Source organism: Cytobacillus oceanisediminis 2691 (genome assembly GCF_000294775.2).
Taxonomy (GTDB): domain Bacteria; phylum Bacillota; class Bacilli; order Bacillales; family Cytobacillaceae; genus Cytobacillus; species Cytobacillus pseudoceanisediminis.
The window spans coordinates 3,055,250-3,078,145 of the sequence record NZ_CP015506.1; the positions used below are offsets into that span (position 1 = coordinate 3,055,250).

The 22,896-nt window shown below is 39.5% G+C and carries 17 protein-coding genes and 1 pseudogene; 3 read left to right on the forward strand and 15 right to left on the reverse strand.

Features of this window, described 5'->3' with window-relative positions:
- The first annotated feature begins 211 nt into the window (after positions 1-211).
- The gene (locus tag A361_RS15440) at positions 212-1,081 is read left to right on the forward strand and encodes a LysR family transcriptional regulator (RefSeq protein ID WP_019382080.1); all 870 of its coding nucleotides are present in this window, start codon (positions 212-214) and stop codon (positions 1,079-1,081) included.
- A 160-nt stretch (positions 1,082-1,241) separates the two neighbouring features.
- On the opposite strand, the gene A361_RS15445 is transcribed toward A361_RS15440, so the two are convergent.
- From A361_RS15445 to A361_RS15470, 6 genes are all read right to left on the reverse strand, one after another.
- Positions 1,242-1,511, reverse strand: coding sequence for a hypothetical protein (locus tag A361_RS15445; protein ID WP_019382081.1), 270 nt, complete (start codon positions 1,509-1,511; stop codon positions 1,242-1,244).
- Between the two features lie 276 nt (positions 1,512-1,787).
- The gene (locus A361_RS15450; protein ID WP_019382082.1) at positions 1,788-3,050 is read right to left on the reverse strand and encodes a glycosyltransferase family 4 protein; all 1,263 of its coding nucleotides are present in this window, start codon (positions 3,048-3,050) and stop codon (positions 1,788-1,790) included.
- On the reverse strand, positions 3,028-4,380 hold the full coding sequence (locus A361_RS15455; RefSeq protein ID WP_019382083.1) for a UDP-glucose dehydrogenase family protein: 1,353 nt from the start codon (positions 4,378-4,380) through the stop codon (positions 3,028-3,030). The genes A361_RS15450 and A361_RS15455 overlap by 23 nt, the downstream gene beginning before the upstream one ends.
- A 495-nt stretch (positions 4,381-4,875) precedes the next feature.
- Positions 4,876-5,634: an ABC transporter ATP-binding protein gene (locus A361_RS15460; protein ID WP_019382084.1), complete on the reverse strand. Its 759-nt coding sequence runs from the start codon at positions 5,632-5,634 to the stop codon at positions 4,876-4,878.
- 13 nt (positions 5,635-5,647) lie between these two features.
- Positions 5,648-7,957 (reverse strand): ABC transporter permease, encoded by a 2,310-nt coding sequence (locus tag A361_RS15465; RefSeq protein ID WP_019382085.1) that lies wholly within the window; start codon positions 7,955-7,957, stop codon positions 5,648-5,650.
- Between the two features lie 42 nt (positions 7,958-7,999).
- Positions 8,000-8,641 (reverse strand): TetR/AcrR family transcriptional regulator, encoded by a 642-nt coding sequence (locus tag A361_RS15470; protein ID WP_009334034.1) that lies wholly within the window; start codon positions 8,639-8,641, stop codon positions 8,000-8,002.
- 336 nt (positions 8,642-8,977) lie between these two features.
- Between A361_RS15470 and A361_RS29435 the strand changes: the two genes are divergently transcribed.
- The gene (locus tag A361_RS29435; RefSeq protein WP_420480835.1) at positions 8,978-9,214 is read left to right on the forward strand and encodes a LysR substrate-binding domain-containing protein; all 237 of its coding nucleotides are present in this window, start codon (positions 8,978-8,980) and stop codon (positions 9,212-9,214) included.
- A gap of 545 nt (positions 9,215-9,759) precedes the next feature.
- On the opposite strand, the gene A361_RS15475 is transcribed toward A361_RS29435, so the two are convergent.
- Positions 9,760-11,388, reverse strand: a complete 1,629-nt coding sequence (locus A361_RS15475) for a metal ABC transporter solute-binding protein, Zn/Mn family (protein ID WP_019382086.1) — start codon at positions 11,386-11,388, stop codon at positions 9,760-9,762.
- A gap of 335 nt (positions 11,389-11,723) precedes the next feature.
- Between A361_RS15475 and A361_RS15480 the strand changes: the two genes are divergently transcribed.
- Entirely contained in the window at positions 11,724-12,731 is a 1,008-nt protein-coding gene (locus A361_RS15480; protein ID WP_009334031.1) for a DUF3231 family protein, read from the forward strand.
- 376 nt (positions 12,732-13,107) lie between these two features.
- On the opposite strand, the gene A361_RS15485 is transcribed toward A361_RS15480, so the two are convergent.
- From A361_RS15485 to A361_RS15530, 8 genes and pseudogenes are all read right to left on the reverse strand, one after another.
- Positions 13,108-13,773 carry an HAD family hydrolase gene (locus A361_RS15485; protein WP_019382087.1) on the reverse strand — a complete coding sequence of 222 codons (666 nt, stop codon included), beginning with the start codon at positions 13,771-13,773 and terminating at the stop codon, positions 13,108-13,110.
- 532 nt (positions 13,774-14,305) lie between these two features.
- On the reverse strand, positions 14,306-15,055 hold the full coding sequence (locus A361_RS15490; RefSeq protein ID WP_019382088.1) for an SAM-dependent methyltransferase: 750 nt from the start codon (positions 15,053-15,055) through the stop codon (positions 14,306-14,308).
- Positions 15,056-15,595: 540 nt separating this feature from the next.
- Complete coding sequence (locus A361_RS15500; protein ID WP_019382090.1) at positions 15,596-15,934, reverse strand: VOC family protein; 339 nt, start codon at positions 15,932-15,934, stop codon at positions 15,596-15,598.
- Between the two features lie 348 nt (positions 15,935-16,282).
- A pseudogene (locus A361_RS30720) lies at positions 16,283-16,977 on the reverse strand (TrmB family transcriptional regulator); the annotation flags it as partial.
- Between the two features lie 318 nt (positions 16,978-17,295).
- Positions 17,296-18,840 carry a BCCT family transporter gene (locus tag A361_RS15515; protein ID WP_009334027.1) on the reverse strand — a complete coding sequence of 515 codons (1,545 nt, stop codon included), beginning with the start codon at positions 18,838-18,840 and terminating at the stop codon, positions 17,296-17,298.
- A gap of 278 nt (positions 18,841-19,118) precedes the next feature.
- A complete protein-coding gene (locus A361_RS15520; protein ID WP_019382093.1) occupies positions 19,119-20,561 on the reverse strand; it encodes an aldehyde dehydrogenase family protein in 1,443 nt (480 codons plus the stop codon).
- 21 nt (positions 20,562-20,582) lie between these two features.
- On the reverse strand, positions 20,583-21,638 hold the full coding sequence (locus A361_RS15525; protein ID WP_019382094.1) for a homoserine dehydrogenase: 1,056 nt from the start codon (positions 21,636-21,638) through the stop codon (positions 20,583-20,585).
- Positions 21,628-22,875, reverse strand: coding sequence for a M20 metallopeptidase family protein (locus A361_RS15530; RefSeq protein ID WP_019382095.1), 1,248 nt, complete (start codon positions 22,873-22,875; stop codon positions 21,628-21,630). The genes A361_RS15525 and A361_RS15530 overlap by 11 nt, the downstream gene beginning before the upstream one ends.
- Positions 22,876-22,896: the final 21 nt, after the last annotated feature.

A 22,896-nucleotide genomic window follows, 5' to 3' on the forward strand; every position in this document is an offset into this window, starting at 1 on the left:
TCTCAGTCGGAATGCAGACCCTTTCTTGGGGCGGAAACTAAAAGAAGACAGGTGCTTTTTTCATTATTTCACTCACAAAAAACAATTTTTATAGCTCCCCTTTCCTGCCTTGAATTTTTGATATTAATAACATATCATGGTGTCAGATATTACAAAAACGAATGTTTCTCATGATATATATGACAAAACCAGATGGGGAAGGAAAAGAAATATGAATATCCAAAAATATATGGCATTTGTCAGGGCAGCAGAATTCGGCAGCTTCACAAAAGCTGCCGAATCACTGGACTATACACAGTCTGGGATCAGCCGTATGATTAACGATTTAGAAACGGAATGGGGGGTTTCCCTTTTTGAAAGAGGACGTGCGGGTATCAGTTTAACTTCTGATGGCTTAAAATTACTGCCCCAAGTAAAGAGAATCTGCAATGAGTACAAAATCTTAATGACGCAAATCGAAGACTTACACCATATACAGTCCGGGATTATTCGTATTGGGACATTTTCCAGCGTAGCAACTCATTGGCTCCCTAACATGATCAGAGTTTTTAAGAAGGATTACCCGAAGATTGATTTTGAACTTCTGCTTGGTGATTACACAGAAATTGAAAGATGGGTTTTAGATGGACGTGTTGACTTCGGATTTGTACGGCTGCCGTCAAAAGCAGATCTTGAAACGGTTTTTTTGGAACAAGACCGTTTGCTGGTAGTGATTCCCCAAAACCATCCGCTTGCTAATTGTGAGAAGTTTCCAATTAGCGGCTTACTGAACAGTCCGTTTATGCTATTGGAAAAGGGAGCAAAAGCAGAGATTTCAGAGATTTTTGAGATGCACCATATTTCACCGCAAGTTAATTTTACAACTTGGGATGACTATGCCATTATGTCTATGGTGGAAAACGGGCTGGGAATCAGTATATTACCAGAATTGATTTTACAGCGTATACCTCACAAAATTATAGCGAAAGAGCTGGAAGTTCCTGCTTTTAGAAATATTGGTATTGCTGCCAGAGATCAAAAAACACTTTCTCTTGCTTCCAAGAGATTTTTAGAATATTTATCATACAGAAACACGGAGTGATAATACTATATTCTAAATTTAGATTAGCGAAAGCTTATTCAATTAACATGCCCGTTTAGTACAATAAGAAAGCGCCTTAGACTGCAGCTGGTTCTTTAAGTAATGTACCCTATAGATTATTGTGTAATGGTTCACCATTTTTAGCTTAAATGCCATAGGTTCAAGTATTACAAGGAAAGCTGCCCTCATATTTGAGAGCAGCTTTATCAAACTCATGTAAATTTTTTCTTAAATTTGATAACTCATATTCGAGAATATCCTTTATATGTTTATCTCCAACTATACTAGAATGAAATGTATTGGATTCAGTCCAATAAACGTCTCTAAAAGTAACCCCATTCTTAAGTTCAATTTCTAAAAAAACACGACTCCCATCATGTTGTCCATTAGTATTGAGGGTTTCTATATCTTCTAATTTTAAATTAAGCACGCATCTAGGAAATTCTCCTTAAAAGTTTGTGAGAAAGTATGGATTCTACCTCATCTTCAGTACTTTCAATATATATTTTTCACTAATTTACCCAATGGGTATAGTTCACCTGCTGTTTTTGCTGCAAGAGGTAAGAAGGAAAGTAAATAAAAAAATTACTTCCACGTTTTTTAGAATATTCATGGTTATTCCCTAAAAGAAATTATGAATTAGACAAACCATTTGTTGTATTAAATTCTATAGGGTAAGAGCGAACTCCTTCTTTCCGGTCTGGGACTACTTTTTAGAGGTGGTTATATTTTTGCGGTTCAACTCCAGCTTTTGCTGCATTATCGGCACCCTGTAATTATTTCTGCAAAGGTAATCTTCTGTAAATTCACTCTGGAAAGGATTGAGGTCATTCTTCTTCTTCTCGCCACTCTCCCCTATAACCGCTTTATATTGACCTATTAGATTATCAAAGATTTCATCCCACTTCTGCTTTAACGCATAATCCCTGCCATCAAACCCCATTCGGCTTCTGACTTTATGGTTCTTGAGCAGATTTATGATCGAAGCAGCGAAATCCTCCGCATTTCCAGGTTCACACAAATAACCTGTTACACCATTCTGAATAATGCTTTTAACTCCCCCCGCATTCGCACCAATTACAGGCGTTCCGCTGGCCATTGATTCAAGAACAACGTTTCCGAAGGTTTCTGTAGGAGATGGAAAAACAAACAAATCTGATGCTGAGTACACTTCAGCTAGCTGCTGGGCTGCTAAATAACCCGTAAAGGTCATGTTTTTTGGAGCTGCTTCCTGTAATTGTTTTCGAAGTGGTCCGTCCCCAACAATTAGCCAATGAATATCTTCTTCAAAATGAGGTGGGAGTAATTGCGCTATATCAGGGAGGATATCTACATTTTTTTCAGGTGCCAGTCTGCCTGCATAGGTGAGAAGGTATTTTTTGCTGATGGAGTATTGCCTGCGGACTGATAATTTATCATAGTATGGGTGGAACAGCTTGCAGTCGACACCTCTTGGCCATAATTCCAAATTTGAAAATCCATGCAGTCTTAATTGCTGCAGTGTTTCAGACGAAGGAACAAAGACTTTCTTAAAGGTGCTGTGAAACCAGGTCATGTATTTCCAAAGTATGTTTGACAGAAATTTGAGGTCATAGAATTCAAGATAATAGTCAAAGTCAGTGTGGTACGACCCCACTATAGGGATATTTAACTTTTTAGCGCAGTAAAGACCACTAAGTCCCAGATTAAAAGGTGTGGCAACATGTATTAAATCAGGATTAAACTTTTCAAGTTCCTCTTTGATATGAAAATAATTTGGAAAAGCCACCCTGCATTCTGGATATAGGAAAAAAGAGGCACTTTTGAATCTGCGAATATGGGAAGAAACATACTCATCTGATTGGCTGGATGGCGCAAATATTTTCAAGGTGATTTTCTGATCGCTTAAATAGTCTGTAAATCTTTTGAGTGTTTTCGCGACTCCGTTGATGTCAGGGTAAAAAGTATCAGTGAAGAAAGCTATTTTCATATGATCTTCCTTCCATTATTTTATCTTGGATGATATAAGGCCTTCCGATTGAAATATAGCTGATAGAATGTCTGCGGATGTCTCGAAGAGAGTAGCAGTTTCTCCCGTCAATTATAACGGGGGATTTCATTCTTTCTGTATATAACTCCAGCGGAAAATGTTTGATTTGTTCCCATTCAGTTGCAATAATAGCCAAGTCGGCATTTTCTAAGGCTATTTGTACATTCATCGTATATTCGATTGCATCTCCTAAAACCTTCCTTGCATTGGGTACCGCAGCAGGATCATATGCGATAACCGATGCGTTATTTTCCAGAAGTCTTTTGGCAATCATTAATGACGCCGCTTCCCTAACATCATCTGTATCCGGCTTAAATGCAAGACCCAGGAGAGCCACTCTTTTGCCTTCTAATGAACCTAATATATTTTTGGCTAGGCTGACGGCCAAGGTCTGCTGACGATTATTCACTTTGATTACGGATTCGAGAAGCTCAAATTTGTGCTGTACATTACCCGCTAATTTCACAAGGGCTTTTGTATCTTTTGGAAAGCAGGAACCTCCATAGCCAATTCCCGCCTGCAGAAAATACGGCCCAATCCTCTTGTCTTTTCCAATCCCATATGCAACTTCTTCAATGTTGGCTCCGGTTTTTTCACATATTGCTGCAATTTCATTAATAAAGCTGATTTTGGCAGCGAGGAAGGCATTTGATGCATACTTAATCATTTCAGCGCTTCGCATATCAGTCTTAATGATAGGTATTTTTAAAGGAAGATAAAGTTCCTCCAATTTTGCTGCTGCGCTTTTTGAATTGGTTCCTAATATTATTCGGTCACCGTTGAAAAAATCAATAATTGCCGAACCTTCTCGCAGAAATTCAGGATTGGAAACAACCTCTGCCTGGTGAGGCGGAGGCTTTACACTTTGAATAATTTCTTTGATTTTTTCATTTGTCCCCACAGGAACTGTGCTCTTTGTACAGACAATAACATCATTTTCAATACATATACCAATAGAATAAGCTGCTGCATGAACGTAATCCAGGTTACTTGTCCCGTCATGGTTTTCCGGTGTACCAACTGCAATAAAGATTATTTCTGCATCCTTATAGGCAATTTTAGGATTTACAGTGAATGCTAAACGGCCGCTTAAGAGGTTGTTCTTCAGCATCTGCTCTAGTCCCGGCTCAAAAATAGGCGATCGCCCCGTTTTAAGAAGCTGAATTTTTTCTTCCATAATATCTGTACAAATCACCCGATGTCCCATTTCTGCTAAACAAACACCTGTAATTAATCCCACATAACCTGTTCCTGCAACAGCTATTTTCATGCAATCCCTCCTCTATACTGACATTGTACTGATGGAAATTTAAACCTTTCTTTAGGACGTGTTAAACTATTGTAAAAAATATGTTTCAGCATTTCTGCCAATCCTTTTTTTCAATAAAAAACAGCCCTGATTGGGCTGTCCGTACTTGCTATTCCTCATTCTCCGATCCTTTCCCGCCAGCCAAAAAGCCACAGCAATGGGTGCATAAAAAATTCAGCCATGCGCTTCCCTCCAATGCATAGTCATCTCTAAGTTTCAAAATGTTGTTTTGGTTAATTAATAAACTGCCTTTAGTTTAAAAAGAAAGAAGTTGCCTAATATGCAGCCAATTCTTGAACAAAAGCACCCTTTAGCCCAATAAAGTTTTTACTTTTTTTATCAAAGTAATGGATACCAGGGTCATTTGTATAACGTTTAGCAGGAAAAGTATTTGTTCTAAGTATGGCGATGATATGTTTTTAAATAAGTAATTTCTATCAGACTGTGAAACAATAATCATATTCCTACTTCCAACATTTTCGCCGTCACTTCTTCGACTCTACGTTCTATATCCGACCCGTTCAGCTTTGGAAGCTTCAACTCACTTACAATTTTTCCGTCCAGCATAAACAGAATACGTTCCGTCCGCGCTGCAACCTTCGCATCGTGAGTTACAAGCATAATCGCAGTACCATCCGCATTGATTTCAGAAAAAATGTCCATTATTTCATGGGCAGATTTTGAGTTAAGGGCACCTGTTGGTTCGTCGCCGAAGATAATTTTCGGACTGCTCATCAATGCTCTGCATATACCCGCACGCTGAAGCTGACCTCCCGAAACCTGTGTAGTATCGCGCGTTTCAAGCTCCGCAATGCCTACCCTTTTAAGAAGCGTTCTTGCCTTCTCCGAAACTTTTGCGATGTTTTTTCGGTTTCCGCGAATTGACGGAAGAATAATGTTGTCGAGAATATTCAGACTTTTTAGCATGGTCGGCTGCTGAAAAATTAACCCCATTTTTGTTCTACGTATATCTGAAAGCTCAGTCTCCCCGAATGCCGATAAATCCTTGCCGTCAAAAACGATCTTTCCGTCATCAACACCATCGATTCCGCTTAAAGCAAACAGTAGTGTAGATTTTCCAGAGCCCGAAGGTCCCATAACTGCTACGAACTCACCCTCGTTTATTTCAATAGATACTCCATCGAGAACAGTGCGCTCTTCATCGCCCTCACCGAAAGTTTTTACTATATGCTCACCAATAATAATCTTCTCCATATGTCTACTCCTCCTACTCCTTTATATTTTCGGAAATTTTTATTTGTCCCGCGCTCGAGGTACCGATCATGGTTGCAATAAGTGCAATGAATATCATCATCAACGGACTTAGCAGATATGCCGTAAAAGGATTGACCGTAAAATTAAACGTTGACGCTCCGAACGAAGAGATTAGCACGCCCGCAAGGAACTCTCCGAGAGTATTCGCGAGTAGGGTACCGAGAATAATTCCGACAATTAGAACGAAAACTGAACGAGAAACATACTGCGCCCTAATATCCGAGTTTGTAAAACCGAGCGCCTTCATAATGGCAATAGAAGGTCTGTCCTTTGCAACTAGCATTTTCATGAATAATATAGTAACCAGTACTGTAATAACAAGCGCAACAGTAACTGCAGCGTAAGATGCTATTTCAACGGATCTTATTGTCGAGCCGAGGGTCTGAGATACAAATTTATCTATATCTGAAGTCTTTGCAAAATCAAATCGGTCTGAATACTCCGCAACCTTCCTGTCGACAAGGGATTTATCCAAAAGTTCAACACAAAGGATGGTCCACATGACTTTCGCCGAATTGTCGGTGAATACAGCCTTTGCAGTTTTGCCACCATTCGTAACGTCGGAGTATATTCCTGTAACCGTGAGCTTTTTCTCCTTCCCTTCAATCACCAGCGTTATAATTTCGTCTATCTTTGTGCTCAGTTCACCGGCATTTATAGCTGAAAGCGCAATTTCGTCATCACGGGAAGGTGCTCTTCCCTCAGAATACTCTATTGGAAATGCAGAATGGTCACCAAGTTCAACTTTTATATTTTCTTCTAAACCGTTTCTCGCTTTTACTTTAAAGGTCTTTGTTGTCAAAACAGCATACTTGGAAACAGCGTCGTCGCTTTCTATCGTCTTTTCAATTTCATCGGTATTATCAGATGAATTGGCCTGAATACGCATATCGTAGTTTCCAATCCCCATATACTGAATGAAGCTTTTTGAGGAAATTGTGCTGTGCAGGTTCTGTGGAACAATAATGATAAATGCCGAAATCACCAGGACAATAAGTATTGTTGCGTAAAGTTTTTTTCTTGCTAGAACATCCTTGATTCCCAGAAAAACATTCGTACTAAACAGTCTGTTTCTAACTAAGGAAAAACGCTTAGCGTCATTTGTCTTTACCTGAGAAGTTCCAAAGCGTAAAGCTTCCGCAGCGGATATTTTCCGAAATCGTTTCAGCACACCATTGACATAAGCAATAATTGCCAGGAAAACGAGAAGGATACCGATAACTCCTAAGACATTCGCATAAGAAGAATTTTTACTTTCACCTATGAAAAGTCGGATATTTTCAAGAAGCACGCCTTGGAACATAACCGAAAGAATAAATCCAAGAATACTGCCTATCGCCGCTAAGCCTAAGTATTTCGCAAGATAAATCCGCTTTATGTCGGAAATACGCATCCCAATTGCCTTCATTACCCCAATTTCGCGGTAGTCGTCCTCTATTTTCGCAAGGAGCGTGAAGCGTATGCACATAAATGCGATTGTAACCACAAGTGCGCTTACAAGAAGAATAACTGCAATCATCATCCCGTCTGAAATAGCGTTCATCGTTTTGAAAAGCGTATAGGTAACGGTTGGTCCGTTCGCTTCAAGGCCTGCGGAAGCATAGGCTGTTTCAAATTCGCCTATCGCGGAGAAATCCTTTAATCTAAATTCAATTAGATATTCGATACTACCAAAGTCTTTTATTTCCGCAAAATCATTGTTGCTTACAAGAAATCGTTTTGACGCGGAGAGCGAGGAATTCATGGTCGAGTCACGGAGAAATCCCGCAACGGTAAATTCCTTCCCGCTGATTACGGCCTTTTCACCTACTTGGACTGTGCTATCTTTCATAAAGGTTACTGGAACATAAAGCTCGCCGTCAGATACGTTGTTGATGATTTTGCCGTTAAGGTCAAGAAGATAATCGAACTTTTCGTTCTGTAAGCTGAAGCCGTTGTCCTGAACACTATCTGCTAGCGAGTTATCACCTAAAATAATGTGAGCACCGTCCATGCCAAGAAATTCAACTACCTGATACTCTTCGACATTGTTATGTTGCTCTGCAAAGGATTTAAGTCGTGCTCTATCAATATCACCGGAATGCATTTGCATAAAATGTGGAGTTTCAGATTTTGTCATTAACGTGTCCAGTGCACCCGAAAGATTGACCGCCAGTATTACTGCGAGTGAAACAAGCATGGATGCTGCAGCAACAAATATCATTGTTGTAAATGTTATTGCTTTGCTCTTTAAAATGTCATTGCGGAGTATTCTGAAATACATAAGCCACCTCTTTTTTTAAGCTTTTAAATCGAATTCCCAAATTTATTCATTATTTACAGCATTTTCGCTACCAAACATTTGCATAATATTCATCAGACTTCCGCTTTTTGCACCGAGCAGCCTTTCTCCGTTGAATATAATTGCTCGTATCCGTGATGCACGCTCCTCATAGGTCATCTCTACCATATCATCATCAAAAACGGTATTAGCATATGTAACAATCATTTCCATACATTCATACGGGTACGGAGTATTAAATAGGCCCTGTTCAATGCCCTCTTGGATTATTCCCGTCAGTATTGGCGTAACTCCATTGATGATGACCTTTTCTATTTTCTTATGCATAAGGGCATTCTGTGGCTTGTGAATATGCTCCATAATTTCCTGGCTGCTTCCGCCACTTAAATTAATTGATATAACAACTCGGATAATACGTTCGACTACAGGAATACTCTCATCTGCAGCAATTTCCTGCGCAGAGCCTAAAAGACGAACACTATACCGGTCAACCAACGAGTCCATAATATCCTCTTTCGACTTGAAGTGATAATACAGTGTACCACGCGCAATACCGACCTTTTCGAGAATATCATTTGTACTCGTTCCATCAAAACCCTTCTGACCAAAAAGCTCATCGGCTGCATCAAGTATTTCGTTCCTGCGTTCCTCCGCTTCTTTTCTCATTGTTTCACCGCCTTTATGAACCGACTGTCTGTCGATTAAATAGTAACAGACAATTTTTAATTTTATATGGAGTGTTTGTATATTTTATAAAAATTTCAAAATTTATCCTCAATAGTATTAGTGGAGTTTTCAAAAAAAGAACTGAGTTCAAAAAAAAGTGCGATAATCCCTCATGGATCACCGCACCTAATTTCTCCCCGGTCAATAAACGGTTAAAATCACAATATGATAATACCTGCTTGTATCTAAAAGCAAGAGAGGTTAACACAGTACCGTCCTCAATCATTAAATCTTCTGAAATTACACGAATAACTTCCTCCAAAACTGAGAAAAGCCATTCAAAGTAATGAAGAACCGTCTGGAAAATTAGAGATTGGAAAAGTTAAAACCCTAATTCATTTACCAAAAATATTGTCCAGCTATATTAAGAAATATAAAAATGTAAATCTATCGCTAATTACTGGTGTCACAGAAACACTAAAAGAAGTATTAAATCATAAGTTAGACGGATCATTCGTTATAGAATCAGACTTTCATCCCGATCTTGTTTCGCATGAAGTGTTTCAAGATTAGAACGGTTCCTCTCTTTCAACTCTTCCAGTGTGGATGGACGCTTATCTGAAATTAAAACAAGTCTAGTGAGGTGTATACAAATTACCCTTCATTAAGTAATTACTGACGAACATCCCTAAAAGCCACAGCGATACCGCTTATTCTACCTAAAATAACCATAGCTGCCCCTGCTTATCCCCCTGGTAATCTCGCATTATTATTACAACTCATAGGAAAAAACAATAGCATAGGCGGCATTAAATTAAAGGTAAGGATGAAAGATAACCATCCAATTGTTAGGAGTATACCTTTACCACTTGTTCATCTTCCATCAATACACCTAGTGCAGCACCATAACCTTTACATTTATACCTCATTCTAGTTTTCGCTTCCCGACTTCAGGACTCTCTCATTCTAGCAAGGAATTATTTTCTTTTTCAAACTCCATATTCCTTTATTACAGGAGCGCTGCCTCTTTAGTTTAAAAAGAAAAATAGCTGCCTGATTAGCAGCTATTGAATATATGCACCCTGGAAACTAAAGTTATAATCCTTGCCACTCTTAGTTTAATGCTCCATCATTTCATTGGCAATGTCATGGCCATCCATTTCTGATGGATAGTAAGTAGGCCAATGGGTAACTTCCTCCAACAATTTTTCTCGGTCATCACCCCAATAAAGGTGATAGTGAGCAGCTTCTGTCGGATAGATACTATGATCACTAAACTGAATATATTGAGGAAGACCTTCAGCTTCTGCTTCTAGTTTAAATACATATCTAACCCCTCTATTCCCCGCATCATATGTTAGAATTTCATACCCATCATAGATATACTCACCAGTATATTCTTCTCCATTTTTGAAAAACGTTACCTTGTTCCCCTGAATCTGAATTCGTCCAACATTTGTTTGGTATCCTTCATTATAATATTCCTTATATTCTTTAGCTGTCATCTCACCCTCATGTTCTGCTTTATAAGTAAATACTTCGTCAAGAGTACCATCTTGAAGATATGGGTATACAGACTGCCAGTCTCCTTCCCAGTCGGATAAGGATCGATCCTTCACCTGACTGTCTTCAAAATACCCTTCATAAATTTTTGCTGTTTCTTCATCATGTGCATGAGTATGGCCGTGATCGTGTTCACCCTGTTCATTTGTCTGAGCTGCCCCCTCTGATGAAGGTTCAGATAAAGCTTTTGTTAGTTCCTCTAAGTTGTGCTGCATGAGAGTAAAGTAGTCCTCATTATTCTTTATATCTTCTTCTGTTAAAACCGATAAATTGTGTATGCGTAAAGCCTCTGCATCAATTTCCTTCCTAACTATGTCCGCCACTTTAGGAGTTATATTCTGTTCAAAAAATACATGTTTCAATCCATGTTTTTCAGCGGTCTTAATGATGTTTTGTACCTCTTTATGTGAGGGCTCGTTAGCAGGGCTCAATCCAGATACTGCGATTTGCTCGATCCCATAGCTTTTCTCCCAATAGCCATAAGCAGCATGAGATACAATAATTTTATTTTCAGGTAAATTTTCAAGTTGTGCACGGAAGTCTTGGTCTAAGTTTTCGAGCTTTCCTTTCAACTCCTCAAAGTTTTGGTTAAAGAAATCTTCTTGATCAGGTTTTAATTCAACTAATAAATCTTTTATATGCTCTGCAAGCTGAATAGAACGAATAGGATCCAGCCAAACGTGAGGATCTTGATCCCCATGATTATGTCCAGCATGCTCGTCCTCATGACTGCCTTCTTCTTCATGAGTGTGGTCACTCACGTGGCCATCCTCTCCTTCATGGTTATGTACATGCTTTTCCAAGTTAATTCCTTTTGATGCTTCAAGTATCTTGACGTCATCAGATTGAATAGTTTCCGAGATTTTGTTTGCATATGATTCTAAACCTGCCCCATTATAAATAAAAGCATCGGATTCAGATATTTTTATCATATCTTTGGTGGTTGGTTCATATGTATGCGAATCTGATCCCGGTGGCAGAATAGACTCCACAGAAGCTTGGTCTTCTGCGATTTGTTCAGCAAAAAACTGAAGTGGATATACAGTTGTAAAAATCTTTAACTCTTTGCCAGATTCTTTTGGTTCCTTTTCACTTTCACTGCTGTTTGTAGCTTTTCCTCCACACGCAGCTAGCGTAAAGATGACAATAACTAAACTAAGTAAGCCTGCAAATTTTTTCAACAATTTTACTCCCCCTTTACTTTGTAAATATTTTATCGTAATGATTACGATTTGTAAATAGTAATCATTACGATTTTTTAGTTATAACCATTCAACTAACCTGCACTTCAGTTTAAATAAAAACCACGCGTGAGAACGCGTGGTTTTCTCTGAGGCTGAAGCCAGACCCTAAATGGCCTCTGAAGGTTGCCAAATGTACTGCTGTTACTAGCCAGACCTAAAAAGGTCTTTTATTCAAAGTTTTGTTATTATTAATGAATTTCTTCAGAATGTTTTCTTATTATTTTCAATTTCATATTGCTTGCTAAATTGGTAAATAATTTGACAGAGGTGATAGCGTGGAGGATAAAAATAATTTAAAACTCACAGCTTCCGAAATAGGCACTCTTTGGGGAGAATTTATAAATGGTACAATGACTGATGTTGTAAATAGATATATGGTCTCAATTATTGAGGATGAGCAAATCAAAGCCATTTTTGAGGATGCTATTAAGACATTCGGAAAACAAAAGCAACAAATTGTATCCTTTATACAGAGTGACGGGTTTCCAGTTCCAATTGGATTTAATGATTCTGACCTCTTCAATGGTAAACAGAGATTGTTTACGGATATATTTTGCTTGAATTATTTACATATCATGACGTTACACGGTTTACTGGGCCACAGCACTTCATTAGGTGTTTCTGTCAGAAAAGACTTAAGGGAGTTTTACGATTCCTGCAATACGGATGCAAAAAATATGTACCACCAAACAATTGAGTTATTACTGCAGAAAGGAAATTTTCAGAGAGACCCTTTGTTTTATCCTGCTAAAAACCCTGAATTTGTTTCCAGCCAGGATTTCACAGATGGATATTTCGGCAAGGGCAGAAAATTAGCAGCAACAGAAATTATTAGTATATCTTTCAACCTTAAAAAAAGCATTATGGCTAAAACCCTTTCTATTGCATTCAGTCAAGTCGCTCAAACAAAAGAAGTAAGGAAGTTTTTAAGCGATTCAGAGAAAACAGCAGATGGACAAATAAAAAAATTTTCAAAAATAATGCAAACAGACAATTTACCCGTTCCGAAATCCTGGGAAACAGAAGTGACAACTTCAACGGATTCACCATTTTCCGATAAGTTAATGCTGTATCATATTGGTTTCTTGTTCCAGGCAGCACAAAACTATCATGGGGCAGGATTAGCATCAGCAATGCGAACAGACCTTGTAACTGCTTATGAAGGAACAATTTTAAAAAATCTTATGGTTACAAAAAAGTGGTTTAACCTTATGGAACAAAATAGGTGGCTAGAACAGCCTCCACTTGCTCCTAATAGAAAAGAGATTTCAGAAGAAGTATAGAGAAAATGGAAAATTTCAAAGTAAACATCTTAAATAACCATCCGCTTTTATAAGCAGGTGGTTATTTTCTTGAAAGTGCAAGAATACTTATTTAACTGACCTGCCCCTTTAGCCAACAAGAAACTGCTTTTTTTGGTTAGCTGTCTTGAACATAAGCACCATTTGCTGTAAGTACTTTTCTTCACAAAGTGTGCTTTTATATGTTCATTGGCTCAATCTTCCCTTTATAAAGAGCGTTGTTGTCGATTAAGCTGTTTTTGTTTTGGAGCAGGAAATTTAAATTTGATATCGAATGAACACATTAATTCATACTAATTTTATAGTATTAACAAGTGAATCAGCACATAAAAGCACTTGGGTTTCCCCAAGTGTTTTGTCATTTACACAAAATAAACTGATAAAATTGTTCTACTGTTTCAAAGTAATATTTAGATTCTAATTTCATTTGTTCCTTGATTTCGGGAATACTGTGAGACCATCCAGCAGCGGCAAAATCAACATGACAACTTCTCGCCATCTCCAATCCAGGTTTTAGGTCATCTAACATTAGTGCTTCAGTTTCTTGAAGATTAAAGCGTTTTAAAATCTCCTTAATTGGATATGGATGTGGTTTTCTCTGATGTTCAGGAAGTTCCCATCCAAAGATAGCGTCTGGCACAAAACCACAATGAATAGAATAATCTCTTTCAATTCGGCTTCTCTCAGAATGAGAAACAACCGTCACAATTCCACCTTGTTTTTTAAATTCCTGAATTGTTTCTGCAAACAGTTCATAGAAGTCTGGTACAGTTGATTCGGTATATTTTTTCCATACTGCTTGCTGATATTTTTGCTCTTTCTCTGTGAATTTAATAATGTCTTTGCATAAAGAAGAAAAACCTGGATTGAAACAGTATCTAACAAAATCTTCAAAAGTAATAAGTTTATCACTTGGCCGCAAGTATTTAAGAGCCTCTACAAATGATGGATAGTGTATACCTGGTGTACTTTTTACCCCTGTATCATCGTGGTCTAAGATTAAACATTTATATTTTAAAACCATTATAATCTCCTTTTAAACTATAATATCCTAATCATTAAACATAACTTTTTGAAGTTTAGGCAGAAGTTTCCACGCCGTTTAAATCGTCAACAAAATCGGGTCTTAATGCGATATATGTTGAGGGTGTTTGTTCAGAAACAATTGAGTACCTCTGCAACATCAGTTTAATAATTTTAATCTTTTATCTTTTATCTTTTATCTTTTATCTTCTTTATGTATTAATCTAATAAAGGTAAAACACCTTAACTTAATACAGCCTAAGTATAATATTCCTGTATGTTCATGTCATCCTTCTTCTACTAAACTGCCCAGTTAGTTTTAAAAGAAAAAAGCTGCCTGATTAGCAGCTTCCGTTCAACATAACCCCTTTAGTTCACCAACCTCAACCATTTTTTACGATAAATAAGAAGAAGCCATTTTGAAAAAAGAAGAATCAAATGGATTCCTTTTTAGCAAATTTAAGTTTGGATTATAACAAAGTTTGATCATTTTCTACCTATGATTTTCAACAAGTGCATCCTTAAATTGAATTTTACATATTCCTAAAAAGATATATCCCAAATCCAAGGGTATCTCTGCCCCATTTCAGATATGTATATCTCCAAGTCCGGATTTTTTGCAGCATCGCATCGCGATCTGGATCTTCAGGATGTTCGCAGCAATAATTCTCAATGGACATAGCATAAAGCCACTCATATTCATCCCATTCATCTTCGTTAGCAGTGTAAGACCATAGTGGAATTAAGCCAAGGTTTTCGCCAGCCTTCACATTCTCGAAGTGGGTTAGTAATTCGGATTCTTCAGCTCCCCCAAGCGCCTCTAAATATTCTTTACTTGGCTGCTGCTTCCAGTAGCCTTCACCGATGAGCACATATCCACCCTTTTTTACACACTTTCTCAGCGTATCCAAAGTTTCATGTAACCCTCCTAATGCATGAGTTGAACCAATACAAATTGCTGCCTCAAACGGTTCATTAATTGTCTTCATTGCTGCTTTAGCATCTTTTGTAATGATTTCAATATTATTTAAAACCCCTCTTTTTTCAGCATTTACCTGAAGTTGTTCTGTGAAACCAGCATATTTTTCGATAGCAATACATTTAGCTCTGTATCTTTCAATAATCCGAAAAAGAATCTCACCTTTCCCAGCACCGATATCAATTACTTTGTCATTATCTTTTAAATCAAGTAATTCAATAACTTTGTCTATCTTTGATGAATTCACCGGATTATAAAAAGTGTGGCTTTGATGGGCTATTGCTGAATATCTATTTCTATCCATAAGACCTCCAGAAACTTATTTTATTATTCTCTATCATATTTTAAGAAATGGGCAGCTGTTCAATCATCTAGCCTTTTACTTGAACATTACAGCTAGAGTCTTTAAATCAAAAGAAATTCTAATAATCTTTCATGCACTTCTATATTTTCAGCAGGCCTCTGTATTTTTATTTTGTATAAAGGGAATAAGCATTCTTATTATTGAGTTTCTCAATGGTGATTTTAGAAAAAGAGTTAATCCTCTTTTGGTTTTATACCTTAACTGGTTTATGCTTCATAGAGCTCGGCAGCAGCTCCAGGCTTTATTACTTATTCAATTAAAACCCCTTATTCTCCTGCAAAGACTGTTCCACAAGCCTGCCCCTTTATCCATCCATGAAGCGCAAAAATCAGCGCTTCACCACAGAGGGGGAAAATGGATAGGAAGTGTCAATACTGGTAGTTTAAAAAGAAAAAACTGCCTGATTGGCAGCTGAACATGAATATAAGCATTCTTGATTCTTTGCAGTATTAGGTAACCCAAGTATCGAATATATCTTACTCAACTAAGTACCTCCACAGTAAATCCTCCTGGGGCTTTAACATAGAATGTCCATCGATGAGCCATCTTAGGCGGCTTCACATCAAATCCATCATCCTTCAATCGTTGATTGATCTCGTTTACTCGTTCATTACTCTCTTGAAAAAAGCCAATATGAAAGGACTTGGGGTAGTTGGCCCGAGTATCTTTCATCAAAGCTAGCAGCAATCCGTTATCGTCAGTCATTACAGCAAATGAATCGCTATTGATGCTCTTGGTTTGCAAGTGGAAATATTTCTCCAAGAACTCTCGAGCAGCGTTAACATCGGTGACCGTAAGATTGATATGGTTTAGTTTCACAGGATACACTTCCTTTACTTAGCATTCAAAGTAATTTTACAAGCTTGATTTAGACTTCTTGCTTCCTCCTCTATTGTAGTGAATAAAATAAATTCAGGGATCGACAAATGGAATGAAGTTCACTGCAACTTTTGATTGAAATTAAGCCTTCGGTTTATTGAATGATTAGCACAGTAACAATGTAATTTACTGTAAAGTCTGCTCATATATGACAAACGGGCACTTATCCTTATTCAGGAAAAGCACCCGTTAGTCGAATAAGAAAACCCTTTAGTTAAATAAGAACAGCCTATTTGCTATGAAGAAAGCTACTTTTCTTATGTTGTATAAACAGACAATAATACAAATTTATTTTATATAGTGTTTTTTAAATCTGGGTAAATAGAGAATTTTCGGGGTAAATTCACGAGGTTTTCTCCAAAACTTTCCTCTAAATGGTCCTTATGTTTCTGCATAATTTCCATAAGGTACAAATCATGAATCATGACTTCTGTAATTGGCATTACTAAACCTACTTGCCTTGTCCATGCTGCACGGCTATCTTTCCCCAACGAGACAATACCTGCCACTACTTCTGAATCATCTGCACTAATAACAATCCATCGTCCACCATACTCTTCTGCAATTTAATGGCCCATATAATGAAGGTAAACATTAGCAAAATCAGAGGCGATTTCCCCATAAGCAATAATTGTTACGTTGACCCCTCTGCTTGCTGCCTGTCTTAGATCAGACTCCAATTCTTTGAATTCCTCTTTCCAAACCTCTAAAAGAATTCTTTTTTTTGCAAATAAAATACATTCTTTTACCTTATCGAGTATTTCATTGCGTCCAGTGATGTTCCAGATATTTTCACGGTCATTTGCAGAACGTTCGAACTCTGCTAATGATTTTTCTGCCAGTTCAAAATTTTCTTCTGCTTCCCTTCGTCGGTTTTTAATTAGCTCCTTTGCAGGTACAGGAGTATATTGAGGTGTGTTTCCATGACTAACCAGAATGTCTCCTCGTATAGCGAGACTATCTAGAACTTCATATATTCTTGAATTATTAGAGTTATATATACAAAGTTTAAAAGTTATTCCATTCATGGTCAGGGCATTATACTTGTTACTAAATTTGAGAATTAATACATAAAAAAGGGTGGACAATCTAAAGATCCACCCGCACACCAAGATTTACCTATTGTCGCGCTCCTGGTTGACATCACCAGGACTAAGGGGGTTCTAAGTTCCCTTAGTTACAATCCATTATATGCCATTTCCTGCTTGTTTATGTCCCAAATAATGTGAACCCTTCTTGTTTGGGGTTTTATTCTGTTATTAGCTGACTCTTCGATTAGAAATTGAATTTATCCAGAGTTTTTACTGGGCTTTCTGCAAGGGAACCGGCTTGGCTTGTCCTTTTGCTTCTTTTCTCTCCCTGGACAATGATTTATAGAGCGAAATGCTAATAATGCCCAATATGATGGTAAAAGGAAGAGCTGAGACCAAGGAAGCAGTTTGCAGCCCTTTTAATCCGCTGCTGGCAATTAACACGGCAGTGATCCCAGCCATTAATACACCCCAGATAACTTTTACCATGTTGGATGGATTCAAATCCCCATCTGACGTCATCATGCCCAGGACGAAAACAGCTGAATCAGCTGAAGTTACGAGGAATATGACGATTAGGACCAGCATAAGCACTGATAACAATGTGTATAATGGAAACTCCTTTAACAGAACGAAAATGGCAGTTGTCACATCTTGCGAAACCGCTTCGGATATGGCGGTACCCTGGAATAAATCCATGTATAATCCCGTTCCTCCGAAAATGGCCATCCATACAAACCCAATAGCCGGAGGGACAACCATTACACCTATTACAAATTCCCTGATCGTTCTCCCCTTTGAAATCCGGGCAACAAAGGAACCGACGAAAGGAGACCAGGCTATCACCCATGCCCAATAAAAAACTGTCCAATCCTGAACCCACGTTTCTCCTGTGTATGGGGTCAAGTAGAAGCTCATTTCCATAAAATGCTGGATATAATCGCCGATGGCAAGGACGAAGCTTTCAAATATGAATACCGTGGGACCTCTGAACAGGAAGAACACCATTAAAGCAAGGACCAAAATCATGTTTGTATTACTCAAAATCTTAATCCCTTTATCAATACCGGTAGTAGCTGAAACAAGATAAAGGGCGAGCATGATGCCTACAATGCCGATTTGCACCCAAGGGTTGTTTGGAACTGAGAAGACATAGTTCAAGCCGCCATTAATTTGCAGGACACCCATTCCCATCGAGGTGGCAATTCCCGTTACCGTAGCAATGACAGCAAGTATATTGACCGCTGACTTCAGCCTTTTTCTTTTTTCTGGGTGATTTGCGCTTAATACTTCGCCTACAAGAACCCTCCTTTTATGACGGTATTGATAGTAAGCAAGAGCCAGTCCGACAATGGCAAAGACTGACCATTGATGAATGCCCCAGTTAAAAAAGGAATATCGCATGGCTACCCGTGCGGCTTCTGCTGATTGCGGCTCTACTCCAGGAAGCGGTGGAGAAGAAAAGTGAGACAGCGGTTCTGCTACACCCCAAAAGACAATTCCTACACCGAAACCCGCGCTGAACAGCATACTGATCCAGGCAAATAAGGAATATTCGGCTTTTTCTCCATCCCGCCCGAGTTTTATGTTTCCATATTTACTAAAAGCAAGGTATAAACAGAAGAAAACAAAAAGAGCTACACTGAGTAAATAAAGCCATCCAAATGATTTACTTGTAAAGTTAAAAACGATAGAGGCATTTTTTGCAAGACTATCAGGTGAAAAGGCTCCCCAAATGGTAAAAAGTCCAACGATTATGGCTGAGATTTTAAAGACTGGATTGTTATATGAAGCGCGGTCCCGGTTTTTCTTCAAAATAAAATCCTCCTTATTAATCCTTCTTTTCTTTTATTTGGCTCAATCAAAGCAGTGACCCTGTGTGCCTGCTGGAAAACTGCAATGCAAGTTTGATAGGGCTTTTAATATAAAGCCTGTCTGCATTTCAAAGGTTTAGGAATGTTGTTGAATGACATAAATTATGACTTCAGCTATCTAAAAGGAAAGGAAGACCCTCCGGAGCAGCCGGATCGTTCTTCCTCACACGATATTCAGGCAGCTTGACAGCTGTCTGGTATTATTAAATTAAAAAACTTCTAATAGCTCGATAATTTAAAGCAGACTACTTTCGGTTCTGTCATCTCCTGAATGGAGAATTTGATTCCTTCCCTGCCTAACCCTGAATTTTTCACACCGCCAAATGGCATCGCATCAATCCGGTAATCACTGCTGTCATTGATCATTATTCCGCCTACATCCATTTTGGCAATGGCTTTATGTGCTTTTTCGATATCCTTGGTAAATATTCCGGCCTGCAAGCCATAATTTATGTCATTCGATTTACTGATTGCTTCATCAAGACAAGATACTTGGTACAAAAGTACAACCGGACCAAAAATTTCTTCTTTCGCAATGGTGCAATCTTCCGGGACATTTTCGAGAACAGTAGGCGAATAAAAAGACCCATTCCTTTTCCCGCCTGTTAATATGGCTGCTCCTTTTTGTTTCGCTTCATTAACCATTTTTTCTACCCGGACAGCCTCTTTTTCCGTAATAAGCGGCCCCATATCCGTCAATTCTGATTGCTTATCCCCTACGCAGTATTGATTTGTCCTGGCTACGAATGCCTGTTGAAATGCCTCATAAACGGAATCCTGGATATACACTCTTTGGACACCGAGGCAATTTTGCCCTGCTGCCCAAAATGCCCCGGAAACCGTTGATTCAACAGCCTCTTCCAAATCAGCATCTTCCAGCACAATGACAGGAGAATTGGACCCCAGCTCCATACTTATCTTTTTCAATCCCGCTTTCCGTGTAATTTGTTCCCCGGCGTCCAGACCGCCAGTAAAGGTAATCATCCTTACAGCAGGATGGGTAACAAGAACATCCCCAATTTCGCTTCCATAACCAGTGATGACCGATAACACTTTAGGCGGCAATCCGGCTTGTTCAAATGCTTCGGCGATTAAAAGGGCGCTGAGAGGAGTCACTGTTGCAGGTTTTACGATAATGGCATTCCCGGAAGCAATGGCGGGACCCACCTTATGCGCTACAAGATTTAATGGATCGTTAAAGGGTGTAATGGCGCCTATAATTCCAATCGGGAAGCGGCGGTAGTATCCCAGACGGTTTTCACTCCCGGGCATTTGGTCAAACGGAATGGTTTCTCCATGAATCCTTCTTGCTTCTTCTGCACTGATCCGGAAAGTCTGAATGGCTCTTTCCACTTCCTTTGAAGCTTCCCGAATGGTTTTACTTCCTTCCTTTGCAATCGTTTTGGCATATTTTTCTTTATTTGCTTCAATGTAGTCTGCAGCCCGATTAATAATCGCCATTCGCTGATGGACAGGAAGGGAAGCAGCAATCTTAGCCCCCTCTTTCGCTTCTTCAATACAATTAAGCATATCTTCCTTCGAAGCTGCTGGTACAGTATCAATGATGCTGTTATCCTGCGGATCACGAACTTCAATTAATCTTTCGCCTGTCGTCCATTCGCCTGCGATAAACATTCTTTGTCCGGCTAGTTGAGTGGTCATGCTTATTACCGCCTTTCCGATTTAGATTGAAATAAGCTGCCTTTCACGATTAATGGAAATTAAGTCAATCAAAAGGGAGAATCCTGTCTCTATTTTCCCTGCTCCTGCACCGCTTAATGTGACTGTGCCCAAAAGATCGCATTGATACGTAATGGCGTTTACAGAGCCTCTGATGGAAGCCAAAGGATCTTCAGCATCCAATTTTTCAGGTGCTATCGAGGCAATAACCTTGCCGTTTTCCTTTTTGGCTTTCGCAATTAGCTTCCAGGACTTTCCTTCCGCCTTTGCCTTCTCAATATCCTGTAAAGTGATGCCTGTAATGCCCTTGCATTCCACTTCCCCTACTGATAAAGGAGCATTCATAACATGGTTAGAGAGGATAACAATTTTATATCTTGCATCGTATCCCTCTACATCACTAGCAGGGTCCGCCTCTGCATAGCCGAGCTCTTGTGCCTCTTTAAGGGCTGCTTCATAAGAAACTCCATCCTGTTCCATTTGGGTCAGAATATAATTGGTTGTCCCATTCAATATGCCGCGGATTTCCGTAATATCATTCCCGGCCAAGGCAGCAGCCGGCATCCGCAACGCTGGTGTACCGCTCATGACCGTCCCCTCGAATCCCCAATAGGCTCCATGCCTTTGCGCCATTTCAGATAGCTCCTGGTAAGCGAGGGCAACAGGGCCTTTATTGGTCATCACTACATTCTTTCCTTTTTCAAAAGCAGCCTTACAGTGGTCTATGGCGGGCTGGCCGGTTTTGACATCTGTATAGGAAACCTCAATAATCGTATCTGCATTGGTGTCCTTGATTGTTCTGATGCTGTCCCATCCCCTGATTAATCCCGGTCTTTCCGGATAATTCTCCAAACTCCCTGTTTCTTGCAATACTTGCAATACTGTACTGATATCCAGGCCGCCTGGATGGTAGATCGACCCTTTCATTAAATCGGAAATGGCGACAATTTCAGCTTCAAATCCTTCGTTCTGTTTAAGTGCTTCTTTCTTATCACGCAGAATTTCCGCCAATCCCTGGCCAACAACCCCAAATCCTATAAACGCCAATTTATGTGCCAAGCATTTCCACCTCCAAGTTTTGGTCAATTTGTAATTTCGGATTCTTTTTTAAAAACATGCCCGCCGTTTGTGCCAAAATGGCTGTTCCGATCGGCAAACAGGCTTCATCCAAATCAAAAATCGGTGTATGAAGATCACGCTGGACCCCCTCTATTGGTGCACATCCTAGGAAAAACATGGATCCTGGTATTTTTTCAGTCACATAGCCGAAGTCTTCCCCGCCAAGGCCAAATGGGCGCCTGGTAATCCCCATGCCTGGATATGTCTTTGTAATGGCGTCCGTTATCCATTCATTGACAGCAGGATGATTTTTTAAAGCTGGCTCCCCTCTTTGTATATTCAATGAAAAGGTTCCGCCCAAATGCTCCACGATAGAAAGCGCTTTCTTTATTTCTGATACCAAAAAATCACGGACTTCCGGTGTATAGCTCCGAATTGTGCCCTGAATAACTGCCTCAGTCGGAATGATGTTGCTTGCTGTACCTGCATGGATTTGCCCAATACTGATAACGGTAGCATCCAGCGCTGAAACTCTCCTGGCTGTAATTCCATACAGTGCCTGCATGACCGGGCCAAGCATCCAAATAGGATCAGTGCCAAGCTCCGGATAAGCTCCATGGCCGCCTGATCCATGGATTTTCACTTCAAAAACATCCACATTCGCCATACTATAGCCATCACTGATTTGCACTTTCCCTACTGGAAGCCATGGACAGACATGGAGGGCAAGGGCAGCTTCAGCCTGGTCATAAGCCCCTGCACGGACCATATACGATGAACCGGAAAGTCCGTTAGCGTCAGTACTCTCCTCTGCTGGCTGGAAAATAAATTTAACCGTCCCTTTCAATTCGCCCTTTTTAAAATGGTCCGAGAGGAGGAAGGCAGCCCCGAGGAGAATAGAGGTGTGTGCATCATGGCCGCAAGCATGCATCACACCTTCAGTCTTGGACGAATAGCCTGTTCTATTTTCCTCCGTAATCGGCAAGGCATCCATATCAGCCCTCAGTGCAATGACTGGTCCATCTCCCGAGGTCAAAGTGCCTACTACTCCTGTTTCAAGCCCAACTCCTGTTTCTACTTCTATTCCATCTATGTCCTTTAACACATCCGCAACAAAACGGGAGGTCCCGAACTCCTGAAAGCTAAGTTCGGGATGCTGATGAAAATGACGGCGCCATTCCACCAGACGGCCTGCCAAATTATTCGCTTGCTCAACGATTGGATGATTATTTGACATCATCTCTCACCTCGATCGGAA

Coding starts and splice junctions, on each gene's coding strand:
- A361_RS15490 (WP_019382088.1), bottom strand. CDS start 15,055: ATGGATAGAAATAGATATTCAGCAATAGCCCATCAAAGCCACACTTTT.
- A361_RS15440 (WP_019382080.1), top strand. CDS start 212: ATGAATATCCAAAAATATATGGCATTTGTCAGGGCAGCAGAATTCGGC.
- A361_RS15530 (WP_019382095.1), bottom strand. CDS start 22,875: ATGTCAAATAATCATCCAATCGTTGAGCAAGCGAATAATTTGGCAGGC.
- A361_RS15450 (WP_019382082.1), bottom strand. CDS start 3,050: ATGAAAATAGCTTTCTTCACTGATACTTTTTACCCTGACATCAACGGA.
- A361_RS15455 (WP_019382083.1), bottom strand. CDS start 4,380: ATGAAAATAGCTGTTGCAGGAACAGGTTATGTGGGATTAATTACAGGT.
- A361_RS15520 (WP_019382093.1), bottom strand. CDS start 20,561: ATGACCACTCAACTAGCCGGACAAAGAATGTTTATCGCAGGCGAATGG.
- A361_RS15485 (WP_019382087.1), bottom strand. CDS start 13,773: ATGGTTTTAAAATATAAATGTTTAATCTTAGACCACGATGATACAGGG.
- A361_RS15470 (WP_009334034.1), bottom strand. CDS start 8,641: ATGAGAAAAGAAGCGGAGGAACGCAGGAACGAAATACTTGATGCAGCC.
- A361_RS15460 (WP_019382084.1), bottom strand. CDS start 5,634: ATGGAGAAGATTATTATTGGTGAGCATATAGTAAAAACTTTCGGTGAG.
- A361_RS15465 (WP_019382085.1), bottom strand. CDS start 7,957: ATGTATTTCAGAATACTCCGCAATGACATTTTAAAGAGCAAAGCAATA.